We start from the raw sequence: 16,219 nt of genomic DNA on the forward strand, positions 1-16,219 counted from the left end.
TTTTGTGATGGTGGTGGTAAGTTTTCAAGATTATAGGATCAAGCGAACAAGTGCATGTGGTGGATGCCTTGGCGATTACAGGCGATGAAGGACGTGGAAGCCTGCGAAAAGCTCCGGGGAGCTGGCAATAAGCTTTGATCCGGAGATGTCCGAATGGGGAAACCCACCCGTAAGGGTAATCACTCCTGAATATATAGGGGGTTGATGGCTAACCTGGTGAACTGAAACATCTAAGTAGCCAGAGGAAAAGAAATCAAAAGAGATTCCCAGAGTAGCGGCGAGCGAAATGGGAGCAGCCGGTAATATTTAGTATTTGAATTAATCGAATTATCTGGAAAGTTAAACCGTAGTGGGTGATAGTCCCGTAGATAAAAATTCAAGTATGGAACTAAGATTACGCAAAGTAGGGCGGGGCACGTGAAATCCTGTCTGAATATAGGGGGACCATCCTCTAAGGCTAAATACTCGTAATCGACCGATAGTGAACCAGTACCGTGAGGGAAAGGCGAAAAGAACCCCGGGAGGGGAGTGAAATAGATCCTGAAACCGCATGCATACAAACAGTGGGAGCCTCGCAAGGGGTGACCGCGTACCTTTTGTATAATGGGTCAGCGACTTACATTCAGTAGCAAGCTTAACCGATAGGGGAGGCGTAGTGAAAACGAGTCTTAATAGGGCGATAAGTTGCTGGGTGTAGACCCGAAACCAGATGATCTACCCATGGCCAGGATGAAGCGAGGGTAATGCTTCGTGGAGGTCCGAACCCACTAATGTTGAAAAATTAGGGGATGAGCTGTGGGTAGGGGTGAAAGGCTAAACAAATCTGGAAATAGCTGGTTCTCTCCGAAAACTATTTAGGTAGTGCCTCATATATCATTTTTGGGGGTAGAGCACTGTTATGGCTAGGGGGTCGTCAAGACTTACCAAACCATTGCAAACTCCGAATACCAAAAAATGTAAGTATGGGAGACAGACATCGGGTGCTAACGTTCGGTGTCGAGAGGGAAACAACCCAGACCTTCAGCTAAGGTCCCAAAGATACAGTTAAGTGGTAAACGAAGTGGGAAGGCATAGACAGTCAGGAAGTTGGCTTAGAAGCAGCCATCCTTTAAAGAAAGCGTAATAGCTCACTGATCGAGTCGTCCTGCGCGGAAGATGTAACGGGGCTAAACTGTACACCGAAGCTAAGGACTTGCAATTAGTTGCAAGTGGTAGGAGAGCGTTCCGTAGGCCTGTGAAGGTGATTTGTGAAGATTGCTGGAGGTATCGGAAGTGCGAATGCTGACATGAGTAGCGATAAAGGAAGTGAAAAGCTTCCTCGCCGAAAACCCAAGGTTTCCTGTGCAACGTTCATCGGCGCAGGGTTAGTCGGCTCCTAAGGTGAGGCAGAGATGCGTAGCTGATGGGAAACTGGTTAATATTCCAGTACCTTTATTTAATGCGATGCGGGGACGAAGAAGGCTAGCTTAGCCGGGTGTTGGATGTCCCGGTTGAAGCAGGTAGACATGCTATCTAGGAAAATCCGGATGGCTAAGTTGAGATGTGATAACGAAACTTCCTTAGGGAAGCCAAGTAAGTAATGCCATGCTTCCAGGAAAAGCCGCTAAGCTTCAGTTAAATAAAGACCGTACCGTAAACCGACACAGGTGGGAAGGATGAGAATTCTAAGGCGCTTGAGAGAACTCAGGAGAAGGAACTCGGCAAATTGACACCGTAACTTCGGGAGAAGGTGTGCCTTTAGTATGTAAAGTACTTCGCGTATGGAGCAGAAAAAGGTTGCAATAAAATGGTGGCTGCGACTGTTTAATAAAAACACAGCACTCTGCAAACACGAAAGTGGACGTATAGAGTGTGACGCCTGCCCGGTGCCGGAAGGTTAAGTGATGGGGTGCAAGCTCTTGATCGAAGCCCCGGTAAACGGCGGCCGTAACTATAACGGTCCTAAGGTAGCGAAATTCCTTGTCGGGTAAGTTCCGACCTGCACGAATGGCGTAACGATGGCCACACTGTCTCCTCCTGAGACTCAGCGAAGTTGAAATGGTTGTGAAGATGCAATCTACCCGCGGCTAGACGGAAAGACCCCGTGCACCTTTACTGTAGCTTTACATTGGATTTTGATTATTCTTGTGTAGGATAGGTGGGAGGCTGTGATATATGCTCGCTAGAGTATATGGAGCCAACCTTGAAATACCACCCTGGAATGGTCGGAATTCTAACTCAGGTCCATAATCTGGATCGAGGACCGTGTATGGTAGGCAGTTTGACTGGGGCGGTCTCCTCCCAAAGAGTAACGGAGGAGTGCGAAGGTACGCTAGGTACGGTCGGAAATCGTGCTGATAGTGCAATGGCATAAGCGTGCTTAACTGCGAGACTGACAAGTCGAGCAGATGCGAAAGCAGGTCATAGTGATCCGGTGGTTCTGTATGGAAGGGCCATCGCTCAACGGATAAAAGGTACGCCGGGGATAACAGGCTGATTCCTCCCAAGAGTTCATATCGACGGGGGAGTTTGGCACCTCGATGTCGGCTCATCACATCCTGGGGCTGTAGTCGGTCCCAAGGGTATGGCTGTTCGCCATTTAAAGTGGTACGTGAGCTGGGTTTAAAACGTCGTGAGACAGTTTGGTCCCTATCTGCCGTGGGCGTTGGAAATTTGAGTGGGGCTGCTCCTAGTACGAGAGGACCGGAGTGGACGCACCTCTGGTGTACCGGTTATGACGCCAGTCGTATCGCCGGGTAGCTAAGTGCGGGAGAGATAACCGCTGAAAGCATCTAAGCGGGAAACTTGCCATAAGATTAGATTTCCCGGGAGTATAACTCCCCTGAAGGTTCGTTGGAGACTACAACGTTGATAGGTCGAATGTGGAAGCGCAGTAATGCGTTGAGCTAATCGATACTAATTGACCGTGAGGCTTGATCCTATAATCTTGAAAATTGAGTTATATTTTATATATAGTTGCTGTTATTACCCAATTCTACCGTTTATGCTTGGCGGCCATAGCGCTTTGGACCCACCTTTTCCCATCCCGAACAGAGAAGTGAAACGAAGCAGCGCCGATGATAGTATGTTTTCACATGTGAAAGTAGGTCACCGCCAAGCTTCCTATTTATAGAGTATTTTGAAAGATTATTTTTTTAAAATACTCTATTGTTTTGTTGAGGCTAAAATTATTTTTAATTTTAGCTTGTAATATTTTTTACATATTTTATAAAAATAAACCTGTAGATCTTGCATGGATAATATTTAAATATTTTTGTTTAATGAATTAACAAACATCCTCGTAGTATTCTCATGCCTATTTATTTCATTTGTTGCAGCTATATTTTTACATGGCTGTAATGAATGATTTTTCTCTCTTCTCACCTAGCTATCTTCATAGTATCGTTTTAATTTCATGGATTGAATTTGAATTACCTAGGGTTACATGGATGTAATTCTAATTATCAATGTTCTTATGTGATTTCTGTTTCTATTGAAAACAGGAATAAGTTGGCCAAGATGTTTGGGTGTGATCTTGATGTACAGATCAAGTGACTTATTCTCTATGCTCATTATCCCGTATGATGATTACATCATTTTCCTTAACTGCCTGTCTGGTGGATTCTTTTTTATTTGTAAAACTTTGTAAACTATGGAGAAGCTTTATTTTCTAGTTTAATCTTCTATTTAAACAAATGAACAGTAGTGATAATCTAGGTTGTGGTGTTATCTTAAAATTTGTTCTGCATTCATAATAGAAGTTTTGGCCGCAATATCTGAGCTATGTGTTGCATATTAAAAACGCGAATATAAGGGCGATATGGTGGCCAGACAGTATTTGAAATTATGCAAATAGTGGTTGCAGGCGTTGATTATGTTGGGTTATCTAATTTAGTGTTGCTGGCAACATGCTGAAGGTTTGTCAGCGTCACTATCTATACGCCTACAAACATCAATCACTTCAATGCGAGTTTTATTAAGATAGGTTACCTCGAAAAATCCTGTTTTTGAAAATCTACTGATCACAATAAAATCAATGTGTTACGTACAAATATTTTCAGAATTTATAGATTTTTCGGGATAATCAGTAATCATTCGTGATGTCATAATCATCAATCCGTGAGCAGTGATGGCGATCAAATACGCCACCCAGCTGGTTATCTTGCCAAAATTAGTAAGGTATTGGGTTACAGATAACCTGTTTTTCTCATAAATTTTTAGTGAGGGTAGTAGAGTGCCATCAGGCAGGAATTCCACCGCTATTTATCGACAGTACCGAGATCGAGGCGATCAAGCCGTTGCTGGAGAGTGCGCTGGAAGACCCATCCCAGACGCATAGACCTGTCCGAAATATTCTGTGTGGTGTGCTCTCTGTATTTATTCAGGAGTGGCTGCCAATGACGCATGCTGCTCGAAAAGTTTCCCAAATAGCGCAAGTACACTCGTACTTTTCCATCTGGAGTGAAACGCGAAGGTGGCGGTTCTGCTAGAGCAGGCTTTAAAAATCAGGTTAGTGTGGTCCGAGAGAAGCTGGGTCCAATGCCAGCAACACGTTCTTGGTTGTGGGCGTACAAAGTGCCAAAAACACTGACACAGCACGGTTCAAGGGTTATGATGCGGGCAACGAAGTTTCGGGAATCAAACGCCACATTGCAGTAGATACTAAGGATTATCCGATGCAATCGCAGTCACTATAGCTGAAGAGGCCGTAAGGGAGCTTTGCTGGCGGCTGCGTCGAGGCTGCAGCAGGGACAAAGTTTGCTGTACGACAGCGATTATATGGACAAACCTTTCGCTCAAGGAAAGTGCGAAGTCCTGGAAAAGTTTGTGTCGGCACAAATCGCCAAACATAGCGAGCGGCCATACCTTTAAGGTCATATCCAAGCGCTGGATTATGGGATGTGGTTTCGCGTGGCTAGAAAAGAATCGGCGGCTGTGGAAAAACTGTGAGCGATTACTCAATATCAACATATCGTAGGACTTAAACAACTAAGATCGTAGGCGTCTATCAGCTGATTATGAAGACAGGATCGGATAATTTATTCAACGAGTCATGAAGTGCATCAGGGCTAAAGGAATTGCTGAGTTTTTCAACTTGCGGATCCCTTGTGTCAGGCAAGTTGCCACTTCAAGATTTATACACGTGATCTATTCGGGAGCAATTAATTGAAGATACTTATTACTGGTTCAGCCGGTTTTATTGGATCTGCATTGACGCTGCGGCTGCTTGAACGTGGTGACACCGTCATTGGTATCGATAATCACAATGATTATTATGATCCACAGATTAAGGAGGATCGTCTTGCCCGGTTTGCGGATCATCCTGCTTACACCCATTTGCGTCTTGACTTGGCAGATCGCGAAGGGATCAATTCCTGTTTTGAAATGCATAAACCACAACGGGTGGTGAATCTGGCTGCTCAGGCCGGGGTGCGCTATTCCATTGAGAATCCATTGGCTTATATTGACAGCAATATCGTTGGTTTTGCCCATATTCTTGAAGGTTGTCGTCATAACGGTGTCGAACATCTGGTGTATGCCAGCAGCTCTAGCGTGTACGGTGCCAATACGCAGATGCCGTTTTCGGTGCATCACAACGTTGATCACCCGCTCAGCCTTTATGCAGCCAGCAAAAAATCTAATGAGCTAATGGCGCATACTTACAGCCATTTATATAACTTGTCGACTGCTGGCCTACGTTTTTTTACTGTATATGGTCCTTGGGGGCGGCCGGATATGGCGCTGTTTAAATTCACTAAGGCTATTCTTGCCGGAGAAAAGATTCCGGTATTTAACTATGGAAAACATCGCCGAGATTTTACTTATGTAGATGACATTGTGGAGGGCGTAATCCGTGTGCTGGATCAACCCACTCGGCCTGACCCGGCCTGGAGCGGGGAAAATCCGGATGCAGGCACCAGTATGGCACCCTGGCGTGTTTACAACATTGGCAATAACAGCCCGGTAGAGCTGATGGACTATATTGCTGCACTGGAAAAAGCGCTTGGTAAAAAGGCCGCAATGGAAATGCTACCCCTGCAGCCAGGTGACGTACCGGATACTTATGCCGATGTTTCTGATCTCGTCGAACAATTCGATTACAGGCCCGCCACGTCGGTCGAACAGGGAATAGCCAGCTTTGTGACGTGGTATCGCAATTACTTCAATTTGTAGGAGACAACATGCAACTCCAGGATATCAAACTTGCCATTATCGGGCTTGGATATGTCGGCCTTCCACTGGCTGCTGAGTTTGGCCGCAAGCGTCCTGTGACCGGGTTCGATATTAACCAGCAGCGTATTGATGAGCTTAAAAATGGCAATGACTTTACGCTGGAAGTCACGCAGGAAGAACTTGCAGCGGCAAAGCATTTGACTTTTACCACCAATATAGACGATTTACGCACCTGTAATTGCTACATTATTACCGTTCCCACACCAATTGATGATCACAAGCGCCCTGATCTTATGCCACTTATCAAAGCCAGCGAGACTGTCGGTAAGGTATTGAGAAAAGGAGATATTGTTATTTATGAATCTACTGTCTACCCTGGTTGTACCGAAGAAGATTGTGTGCCTGTGCTGGAGCGTGTTTCTGGCCTGAAATTTAACCGGGATTTCTACTGTGGCTACAGTCCAGAGCGCATCAACCCAGGTGACAAGGAACATCGTGTCACGACTATCAAAAAGGTTACCTCGGGCTCCACTCCGGAAATCGCTGATCTGGTAGATAGCTTATACAACGAAATTATTACTGTAGGCACACACAAAGCGGAAAGTATCAAGGTGGCTGAAGCTGCCAAGGTGATCGAAAACACCCAGCGTGATCTGAATATTGCTCTTATCAACGAGCTGGCGTTGATTTTCAACAAAATGAATATTGATACTGAAGCCGTACTCAAAGCAGCGGGCAGTAAGTGGAATTTTCTGCCGTTTCGTCCCGGTCTGGTGGGTGGACATTGTATTGGGGTGGATCCGTATTACCTGACACATAAAGCGCAGGCAATTGGCTATCATCCGGAAATTATTCTTGCTGGACGGCGACTAAATGACAGCATGGGAGCCTATGTTGTTGCTCAGCTGGTTAAAGCCATGACCAAAAAACGTCTTCAGGTAGATGGCGCCAAGGTATTGGTCATGGGACTTACCTTCAAGGAAAACTGTCCGGATCTGCGTAATACCCGAGTGGTGGATATCGTGACCGAACTCAAGGATTACAACTGCGTAGTGGATGTATACGATCCATGGTTGTCTTCTGAAGAGGCACAACACGAATACAGTATCAAGCTGATTGAAGCACCCGAATCCGGTAATTATGATGCTATTATCCTGGCTGTGGCACATCGGCAGTTCAAGGATATGGGGGCTTCCTCTATCCGTGCACTGGGGAAACCCAATGCTGTTCTATATGATTTGAAGTATGTGCTTAATCCACAGGAATCAGATCTGAGGCTGTAAATAAGATTACTTTCGCAGATCCTGGTTCTGATTGATCCGGGCAGAAAACAGGCTGGCAGATGCAATCACGAGTCCTCCCGCCCAGTCTCTACTTGTCAGATGTTCGTCGGTCAGAAAACAGGCGGCTACAGCTGCGACCACCAGCTCAAACAGCATAATTACAATAGCCTGATTGGCCGGTACATGGGTCATTCCATACTGCAGCAATATACTGAGGGAAAAAACTAGCCCGCCTGCACCGAGCAATATCAGCCATACGTTGGCAGGCAGATGGGTGATATCAGAAGTATTTCCCATGAGCAGGGTGGCGACAAACCCGGTCAGGGCAGCGCCAGAGAGTACCGCCATCAGCTTTAAGTGGATGTTGTGCTGCTGATCTTTGCGAATCAGGACATTGGTCAGTGCAAAAGCAAATCCACCCGATAGCCCCATCCAGTCACCGTAGGAAGTTGGCAGGGGCAACCCGCCTTCCGGCTGCCAGAGCAGAAGTAAAGCACCCGTCAGAGATAACAGAATGATCAGATAACCTTGTCTGCTTAGCCGTTCTTGCAGCAGAATGCGGGAAAATAAAATAGTCCACAGCGGTGCCAGATAGAACAGGAGCAGAACCCGCATAACTTCGCCGTGAATAATCCCGAGCACATAGGCGATACTAGTCCAGCCTGCGCCCAGATTGATCCAGAGCAGAATCCAGGCTGTCGTATTAAGTACTTCAGAGATCCGGATTTGTTTCCTGAATAAAGCCAGGCTGATCAACAACGCAATGGAGTAAGTCAGCGCAGTGGATAATTCGCCCCGCATACCGGCCTGTTCCAGTAGACGGTAAGGATACCAGGCTACTCCCCAAGCGGCAGCACCCAGTAATAGACTGGCTATCGGCAATAATTTTTTTTGTTTGGTCAACGTTGCCAGTGCCCTTTATAATTGGTGCTTAACATTTTTACTGCCTCCCTAACCTGCTCCACAAGCACCACATTTGTGGATAATCCTGAAAAGTATGAACCCTTTACTGGAAAGCCTTCAGTTATACCCGTTTCAAAAACTTACCAGACTATTTGAGAATCTCGTGCTGAGTGATGCCTCTCTGACCCCCATTGGTTTGCATATTGGAGAACCAAGACACGATACGCCCGAGTTTATCAGACAAGAGTTAGTGAATAATCTTGAAGGGCTGGCACATTATCCCACAGTACTTGGAACCAGCCAGCTGCGGATCAGCATTGCGAGCTGGCTAACACAGCGCTATCGCTTGGCTGCTATCAATCCAGATACCGAAGTTATCCCGGTCAATGGCAGTCGGGAAGCATTATTTTCATTTGCCCAGGCGGTTATTGATACCGATGCGCGCGAGGTTATGCAACCTGTAGTGGTTTGCCAAAATCCTTTTTATCAAATCTACGAAGGTGCTGCATTGCTGGCTGGTGCCGAACCCTATTTTTTGAATCAGCTTCCAGAAAATGGTTTTTCAGTGGATGCCGCTCAGTTGCCTGATTCGGTGTGGAAACGTACTCAGCTGACTTATATCTGTTCACCCAATAATCCGACTGGTAAGGTGCTAACACTAGATGAATGGCAACTTCTGTTTAATTTGTCTGATCGTTATGGATTTGTAATTGCAGCGGATGAATGCTATTCAGAAATCTATTTCAATGAGGATCACCCTCCTCTGGGGGCGTTGGAGGCGGCAGAGAAGTTAGGCCGCAATGGTTTTCCCCGGCTGGTTGTGTTCAGCAGTCTTTCCAAGCGCTCCAATGTGCCGGGCATGCGTTCTGGTTTTGTGGCAGGGGATGCTGCCATTCTCAAAAAGTTTTTGCTTTACCGGACGTATCATGGCAGTGCCATGAATCCGGCTGTGCAGGCAGCTAGCACTGTTGCATGGGGTGATGAGCAGCACGTGGTTGAAAACCGGCGACTGTATCGTGAAAAATTTGCCGGTGCCATGCGTATACTGAGCGATACCTTGCCTGTTAGCATGCCGGATGCCGGGTTTTATTTATGGTTAAAGGTGCCTGTCAGTGGTATCGAATTTTCCGGGCGTTTATATCGGGAAGGAAGTGTTACTGTACTGCCTGGCAGTTATCTGGCACGAGAGGCACACGGCCTTAACCCTGGTGAGCATTTTGTGCGGATTGCGCTGGTTGCGCCGGTGGCAGAGTGCATGGAGGCAATGGAGCGAATCAAGGATATCGCTAGAAAGTTCTGATCTGATTATTTTTTAGTTAGGAGTCACATGGAGCAATTACAAGCTGTCATCGAAGATGCTTTTGAAAGGCGTGCTGAAATTACCCCTCGTAATGTTGAGGCCAATCTCAAGGAATCGGTCGCCCAGGTTATCAATATGCTGGATACCGGCAAGTTGCGAGTTGCCGAGAAAATTAACGACGAATGGGTAACCCGTCAGTGGGTTAAAAAGGCTGTTTTGTTGTCTTTCCGCATGGAAGATAATTATTTTATCAAGGGTGGATTCTCTAATTATTTTGACAAGATTCCATCCAAATTTGCTGATTACAGCTCACGTGATTTTCGTGATGGCGGATTTCGTGTGGTTCCACCAGCTGCTGTTCGTAAAGGAGCTTTCATCGCGAATAACGTGGTGCTGATGCCGTCCTATGTGAATATTGGCGCGTATGTTGACGAAGGCACCATGGTGGATACCTGGGCAACTGTAGGTTCCTGTGCGCAAGTTGGCAAAAATGTTCATCTGTCCGGTGGCGTTGGTATTGGTGGTGTACTGGAGCCAGTGCAGGCCAGCCCCACCATTATTGAGGATAACTGCTTTATTGGCGCACGTTCTGAAATTGTTGAAGGTGTCATTGTTGGTGAAAATTCAGTCATCTCAATGGGTGTATACATTGGCCAAAGCACCAGGATTTACAATCGTGAAACCGGAGAGGTTACCTATGGCCGGATTCCTTCAGGATCAGTGGTGGTTTCCGGGAGCCTACCGGCTGATAATGGCCGCTACAGTCTGTATTGTGCGGTGATTGTGAAACAGGTCGATGCAAAGACTCGCTCCAAAACCGGGATTAATGAATTATTGCGCGGTATCTGATTATTCAGATCGGTGAATGCTATCTGTTAATAATGATCTGTGGTATAAAAATAATCGTGTGAGTTCTGCACAAAATGTGGCGGGGTTTGTCTGTAACATCAGTTGGCTTTATTCCCTGCTTATTCGTCGTATTATTGTTACAAAAGATTCATACATCTTGACCAACCAATACAAGAGGAGAAGCTATTATGAAAAGAACTCTGATAAGTATGATCACAATCTTTGCTGCCGCATTGTTCTTGAACATGCAGGTGTATGCAGATTCGCATACTGCTCATTTGGATGAAGCGTTGAAGCATGCGGAAGAGGCTGTAGTACATGGTAAAGAAGGTCATGTTAACGAATTGCTTGAGCATGCAAAGGAAAGCCTGATGCATGCCAAAGCTGCCAGAGCGGCCGGTGAAGGCAATACACATACCGACCACGGTATTAAACATATGGAAGACGCTATCAAGCACGCTGAAGAGGGGCATGTTGATGTTGCCACCAAACATGCTCAGGAAGCGGTCGATCACCTGCGTGCTTCCGAACTTTCTGAACATGAACATTCTGGACATTAAAATCGTATCAGAAAATTGAAAAACTGATTGCTTCCTCTGATGTATTTTAGAGGGAGTAATCAGTTTACATAAGAGGAGAAGCTGTTATGAAAAGAACTCCGATAAGTATGATCACAGTCTTTGCTGCTGCATTGTTCTTGAGCATACAGGTATATGCAGATTCGCATACCGTTCATTTGGATGAAGCGTTGATGCATGCGGATGAGGCCGTGGTATATGGTAAAGAAGGTCATACCGATGAATTGCTTGAGCATGCAAAAGAAAGTTTGGCCCACGCCAAGGCTGCTGGTGAGAGTGGTGAGGCCAATGCACATGTTCTTCATGGAATTAAATATCTAGAAGATGCGATCAAACATGCAGAGGAAGGCCATGTTGATGTTGCTACCAAGAGCGTGCGAAAGGCTATCGAACATTTGCGTGCTTCAGAACGTTAAGTTAGATTTATTTACAAGGAGGGGTGTGCCGCTGATAAATTTTGCCAGAGGCATGTCAAGTAATGAAAAAAGCGGATTACTCCGCTTTTTTCATTATGGTATATCTGATCGGGAAAACCACAACAATAAGATTGCTCGAAGTGAATAAATCAGAAGTGCTCGCGAGATATTGGCAGGAAATTTAATATGAATCCGTTTGCATTTACTATCCTGAGAATGCTGAGTGATGGAAACTATCATTCCGGCACAGCACTGGGCCAGGCACTGAATGTTTCCCGCGCCAGCATATCCAATGCGTTGAATGATCTGGATTGCTACGGGTTGGTAATACACAGGATTCGTGGTCGAGGGTATCGCTGGTTGAATCCAACGCAATGGCTGGACAGTAAACAAATACGCCACTATCTTGCTGAATATGCGGATTCCATACAAATAGAAATCGTAGAGGCTGTTGAATCTACTAATTCACTGCTGCTGCAGCGCGTGATTGATCAGGGCGCTTCTGCTGGCAGATTAAAGCAAGTTCTGGTTACGGAGTTACAGACGCAAGGGCGCGGGCGACGCGGACGTACATGGGTATCGGGACTGGGAGACAGCCTGGTTTTCTCTGTTTTATGGCCATCGCAATGTGCAGTAAATACTCTTTCCGGGTTGAGTTTGGCAGTGGGTGTGGCAATTGTTCGTGCACTGACATTATTTGGAATTCGTAACATCGCACTGAAATGGCCGAATGATGTGTTATCTGGCTACAACAAGTTAGCAGGAGTGCTGATTGAGCTGCATGGGGATATGTTGAGTCCAGGTACCGTGATTATTGGTATCGGGCTGAATCTTAGACTTTCTAACGTTACAAAATCTCAGATTGATCAAAAGGTAACCGATGTTGCCAGTGTTGCAGGACAAATGCCGGACAGAAATCGGTTGTTGGCTATTTTGTTGAAAGAACTGGCCAAGATGCTTGATACATTTGAACAGCATGGTTTCGAGCCTTTTGTGGAGGAATGGGAGCGTCATCATGCTTATCAGGATAAAGCTGTGCAGATTAGTTTTCCGGATGGTGCTGTCAAAAATGGAATCGCAATCGGTATTGTGCCCGATGGTGCCTTACAGATCAATACCCCGACAGGTATCGTGCAATTGAGAAGTGGAGAGGTTTCTCTGCGCGGGCTGATCTGATACGGATATCAGAGATTCCCTAATTGAATGAACGTATCCTCTTTTCTGCTGGCGATTGATTCCGGTAATACTGCTATCAAATGGGGGTTGCACACGGGTGATCAGTGGCTGGTGCGTGGCAGTGCACTGCAAAGTGAACGCATGGTGCTGAAACAAGCCTGGGCGCTGCTGCCAGCACCACCTGCATCGGTGCTGATTTCCAATGTGGCCGGATTACAAGCTGCAGACGATTTAACAGCGTTGTTAAAACCATGGTATGTCCAGCCGCACTGGATTACGGCAAGTGCCAGTCAATGTGGTGTAACCAGTCGCTATACCAAACCAGAGCAGTTGGGCTGTGACCGCTGGGCAGCATTGATTGCCGCTTGGTATAGGGTACAGCGAGCGTGCCTGGTCGTGGATGTGGGTACTGCCATGACAGTCGATACACTGTCCTCCACGGGTGAATTTCTAGGGGGCATTATCGTACCCGGGCCGGATGCGATGAAACAAGCACTAGCAGGTTGTGCCGGAACATTAGCAGCACCTGTTTCCAGCTGTTTCCAGAATTTTCCAGTTAATACTGAAAACGCGTTGTACAGCGGCATGATTCAGGCATTAAGTGGTGCGCTGGAGCGAATGTATCGCCTGCTTTCCAGCTATTCGGAAAAACAAACCTTGACGGAAGTTATCATGACGGGTGGCGGTGCTGCGTTGCTGGCTCAGCATATTCACATTCCTCACCGGATTGTCGATAGCTTGGTGCTGGAGGGGCTGGCTATTATTGCGAAATCGGGTAACTTCGATTACAACAAAAAATAAACATCAGGACAACGCACTATGGTACACCCGCTTTTCAGGCATGCTGAATTCTACACGACAGTCAACCACATCAAGGATTTGCCGCAAGCAACTGGTGTTGAAATTGCTTTTGCCGGGCGTTCAAATGCAGGAAAATCAAGCGCGATTAATACATTGGTGGGAAGAGGGCGGTTTGCTTTTACCAGCAAAACACCTGGCCGGACGCAACATATTAATTTTTTCCAGCTTGGAGAGGAGCGTTTCATGGTCGATCTTCCGGGATACGGTTATGCGCAAGTGCCTCTAGCCATTCGTCAGCACTGGGTACATTTACTGAGCACCTACCTGCAAACGCGTCAAGCGTTGTACGGTATGATATTGATCATGGATATACGCCATCCGCTAACCAAGCTGGATTTGCAGATGCTGGAATGGTTTGCGCAAACGGGGAAATTGGTGCATGTTCTGCTGACCAAAGCTGACAAGCTAAGCCGAAGTAAGGCGCTCGCGGTATTAGATGAGATCAGGCAGTTCTTGTCTACTAGTTACTCTGGCTGCACAGTACAAATTTTCTCCAGTTTAACCTCCGAGGGAGCAGAAGAGGCTTCCCGGTTGTTGCAAGACTGGTTTGATGAAGGAGGGGCTAGGGTACAGCAGCTGAATGACAGTGAAATCAGCAATCAAAAAAAAACCCCGGCTAAAGGGGATTAAGCCGGGGAGAATCGCCTTGCTTGTAAGGCCTCGCCTCAGGGAGGGAAGGCGAGAGGCAGTTATTAACAACCACCTATTCATAAGAGAGAACTAATTGGAGTTAGTTCCGTGATGCATTAATTTTTTTATTTCCAGATATAAACATGACATTTTTCAGCCAGTTTCCACAAAAAAGAATGCGCCGTAACCGCCGAGATGATTTTTCCCGTCGCCTGGTTCGGGAAAATCACTTGCAGGTGGATGATCTGATCTACCCGGTATTTGTACTAGATGGCAGTAAGCGTGAAGAGCAAGTAGCATCAATGCCCGGTATTGTCCGACAGAGTGTTGATCTGCTTTTGTTTCAGGCGGAGAAATGTCTGCGTTTGGGAATCCCTGCACTGGCAATTTTTCCGGTTATTGATGCTTCCCTGAAAAGCTTGACCGCTGATGAGGCTTATAATCCTGAGGGCCTGGTGCCCCGCACCGTAAAGGAGTTGAAAAAACGTTTTCCGGAATTGGGTGTAATTACCGATGTGGCACTTGATCCGTATACTAGTCATGGTCAGGATGGTCTGATTGATGCAAATGGTTATGTGTTAAATGATGAAACTGTCAGTGTGCTGGAGCGGCAGGCGTTAATGCACGCCGAAGCCGGGGCGGATGTCGTAGCCCCTTCTGACATGATGGATGGCCGGATCGCTGCGATCCGGTCGATACTGGATCGTGACCGTCTCATTCATACGCGGATACTGGCTTACTCGGCCAAATATGCCTCCAGTTTTTACGGCCCCTTCCGGGATGCAGTTGGTTCAGCTGCTATGCTGGGGACGGGTAATAAATATACCTACCAGATGGATCCGGCCAATTCGGATGAAGCATTATGGGAAGCAGAGTTGGATATCCAGGAAGGCGCGGATATGATCATGGTCAAACCCGGTATGCCTTATCTCGATATCGTACGCAGAGTGAAGGACAAACTGGGTGTACCCACTTTTGTTTATCAGGTGAGTGGTGAATATGCCATGCTGAAAGCAGCGGGGATGAACGGATGGCTGGATGAAAGAGCCTGTGTTACCGAGGCATTGCTGGCGTGCAAACGTGCAGGTGCCGATGCGATCTTGACTTATTTTGCTCCGGTAGTTGCCAGCTGGTTACAGGAGAATACTTGAAGCCGGATTGTCGAGGTTGCGGTAGCATCCGTATCAGCTGATTCAGCCTTTGTGAATTGCTCCAGAAAGCCGATAAAACTTCAAAGAAATGTCACGAACATAAAAAACAGGAATTTTCCTAACCGAACCGACCGGTTATGTAATCTTCCGTCTGTTTGTTTTTTGGCTTGATGAAAATATTGTCAGTAGCACCAAACTCAATTAATTCCCCCATATACATGTAGGCAGTATAGTCTGAAACTCTGGCTGCCTGCTGCATGTTGTGGGTCACAATCAGAATCGTCACTTTATTTTTGATATCTGAAATCAATTCTTCGATGCTGGCAGTTGCGATTGGATCCAGTGCAGAAGTGGGTTCATCGAATAACAGAATTTCTGGATCGGTTGCCAGTGCACGGGCGATGCACAATCGTTGTTGCTGACCTCCTGAAAGGTTAAATGCGAGATCTCCCAGCCGATCTTTGACTTCTCCCCATAAGGCGGCATTACGTAGCGCATTTTCTACTCTTTCTTCCAGAATTGAGCGACGCTTGACGCCTCTTATCCTAAGACCGTAGGCCACATTTTCAAAAATTGATTTGGGGAAGGGGTTGGGTTTTTGAAATACCATACTGATCCGCATTCTGACTTCGATTGGATCAACCTCGGGCGAGAGAATATTTTCATTGTCCGGATACAGGAGAATCTCACCTTCGTAATGGTTGTGCGGATAAAGATCATGCATGCGGTTAAAGCACCGCAGAAAAGTTGATTTGCCACAGCCTGATGGTCCGATCAAGGCGGTTACCTGCTTTTCATGGACCACCATATTAATATTTTTAAGTGCCTGATAACCTCCGTAATAGAAGTTCAATTTATTAACCGCTGCCTTTTGAGTAGTTGGAGAAGCAGCGTTGGCGGGTTTAAATATTTGCATAAC

The 16,219-nt window shown here is 46.4% G+C and carries 12 protein-coding genes, 2 rRNA genes and 1 pseudogene; 13 read left to right on the top strand and 2 right to left on the bottom strand.

The features are described from left to right. Window positions 1-36 precede the first annotated feature (36 nt). From ACZ5EJ_RS00595 to tviB, 5 genes and pseudogenes are all read left to right on the top strand, one after another. Window positions 37-2,920, top strand: a 23S ribosomal RNA gene (locus tag ACZ5EJ_RS00595). Window positions 2,921-2,986: 66 nt separating this feature from the next. Beyond that, a 5S ribosomal RNA gene (rrf, locus tag ACZ5EJ_RS00600) occupies window positions 2,987-3,099 on the top strand. 1,130 nt (window positions 3,100-4,229) lie between these two features. Further along, a pseudogene (locus tag ACZ5EJ_RS00605) lies at window positions 4,230-4,957 on the top strand (IS5 family transposase). Between the two features lie 188 nt (window positions 4,958-5,145). After that, entirely contained in the window at window positions 5,146-6,153 is a 1,008-nt protein-coding gene (locus tag ACZ5EJ_RS00610) for an NAD-dependent epimerase (protein WP_011633353.1), read from the top strand. An 8-nt stretch (window positions 6,154-6,161) separates the two neighbouring features. Then, window positions 6,162-7,436 carry a Vi polysaccharide biosynthesis UDP-N-acetylglucosamine C-6 dehydrogenase TviB gene (tviB, locus tag ACZ5EJ_RS00615; RefSeq protein ID WP_011633354.1) on the top strand — a complete coding sequence of 425 codons (1,275 nt, stop codon included), beginning with the start codon at window positions 6,162-6,164 and terminating at the stop codon, window positions 7,434-7,436. Window positions 7,437-7,442: 6 nt separating this feature from the next. On the opposite strand, the gene ACZ5EJ_RS00620 is transcribed toward tviB, so the two are convergent. Then, entirely contained in the window at window positions 7,443-8,339 is an 897-nt protein-coding gene (locus tag ACZ5EJ_RS00620) for a DMT family transporter (protein WP_011633355.1), read from the bottom strand. 94 nt (window positions 8,340-8,433) lie between these two features. Between ACZ5EJ_RS00620 and dapC the strand changes: the two genes are divergently transcribed. The 8 genes from dapC to hemB all read left to right on the top strand — a co-directional run bounded on the left by dapC (window position 8,434) and on the right by hemB (window position 15,300). Then, on the top strand, window positions 8,434-9,639 hold the full coding sequence (gene dapC / locus ACZ5EJ_RS00625) for a succinyldiaminopimelate transaminase (RefSeq protein ID WP_464557260.1): 1,206 nt from the start codon (window positions 8,434-8,436) through the stop codon (window positions 9,637-9,639). A 27-nt stretch (window positions 9,640-9,666) separates the two neighbouring features. Continuing rightward, entirely contained in the window at window positions 9,667-10,488 is an 822-nt protein-coding gene (dapD, locus tag ACZ5EJ_RS00630; protein ID WP_011633357.1) for a 2,3,4,5-tetrahydropyridine-2,6-dicarboxylate N-succinyltransferase, read from the top strand. Window positions 10,489-10,676: 188 nt separating this feature from the next. Then, window positions 10,677-11,048 (top strand): small metal-binding protein SmbP, encoded by a 372-nt coding sequence (gene smbP / locus ACZ5EJ_RS00635; protein ID WP_011633358.1) that lies wholly within the window; start codon window positions 10,677-10,679, stop codon window positions 11,046-11,048. Between the two features lie 86 nt (window positions 11,049-11,134). Then, the gene (gene smbP / locus ACZ5EJ_RS00640) at window positions 11,135-11,482 is read left to right on the top strand and encodes a small metal-binding protein SmbP (protein WP_011633359.1); all 348 of its coding nucleotides are present in this window, start codon (window positions 11,135-11,137) and stop codon (window positions 11,480-11,482) included. A gap of 186 nt (window positions 11,483-11,668) precedes the next feature. Continuing rightward, a complete protein-coding gene (locus ACZ5EJ_RS00645; RefSeq protein WP_011633360.1) occupies window positions 11,669-12,658 on the top strand; it encodes a biotin--[acetyl-CoA-carboxylase] ligase in 990 nt (329 codons plus the stop codon). 27 nt (window positions 12,659-12,685) lie between these two features. Beyond that, the gene (locus ACZ5EJ_RS00650) at window positions 12,686-13,459 is read left to right on the top strand and encodes a type III pantothenate kinase (protein ID WP_011633361.1); all 774 of its coding nucleotides are present in this window, start codon (window positions 12,686-12,688) and stop codon (window positions 13,457-13,459) included. Window positions 13,460-13,477: 18 nt separating this feature from the next. Next, the gene (gene yihA / locus ACZ5EJ_RS00655) at window positions 13,478-14,149 is read left to right on the top strand and encodes a ribosome biogenesis GTP-binding protein YihA/YsxC (protein WP_011633362.1); all 672 of its coding nucleotides are present in this window, start codon (window positions 13,478-13,480) and stop codon (window positions 14,147-14,149) included. A 143-nt stretch (window positions 14,150-14,292) separates the two neighbouring features. Further along, complete coding sequence (gene hemB / locus ACZ5EJ_RS00660) at window positions 14,293-15,300, top strand: porphobilinogen synthase (protein WP_011633363.1); 1,008 nt, start codon at window positions 14,293-14,295, stop codon at window positions 15,298-15,300. A gap of 118 nt (window positions 15,301-15,418) precedes the next feature. On the opposite strand, the gene pstB is transcribed toward hemB, so the two are convergent. Then, window positions 15,419-16,216 (bottom strand): phosphate ABC transporter ATP-binding protein PstB, encoded by a 798-nt coding sequence (gene pstB, locus ACZ5EJ_RS00665; RefSeq protein ID WP_074455769.1) that lies wholly within the window; start codon window positions 16,214-16,216, stop codon window positions 15,419-15,421. Window positions 16,217-16,219 lie beyond the last annotated feature (3 nt).

Source organism: Nitrosomonas sp. TNE100 (assembly GCF_055387135.1).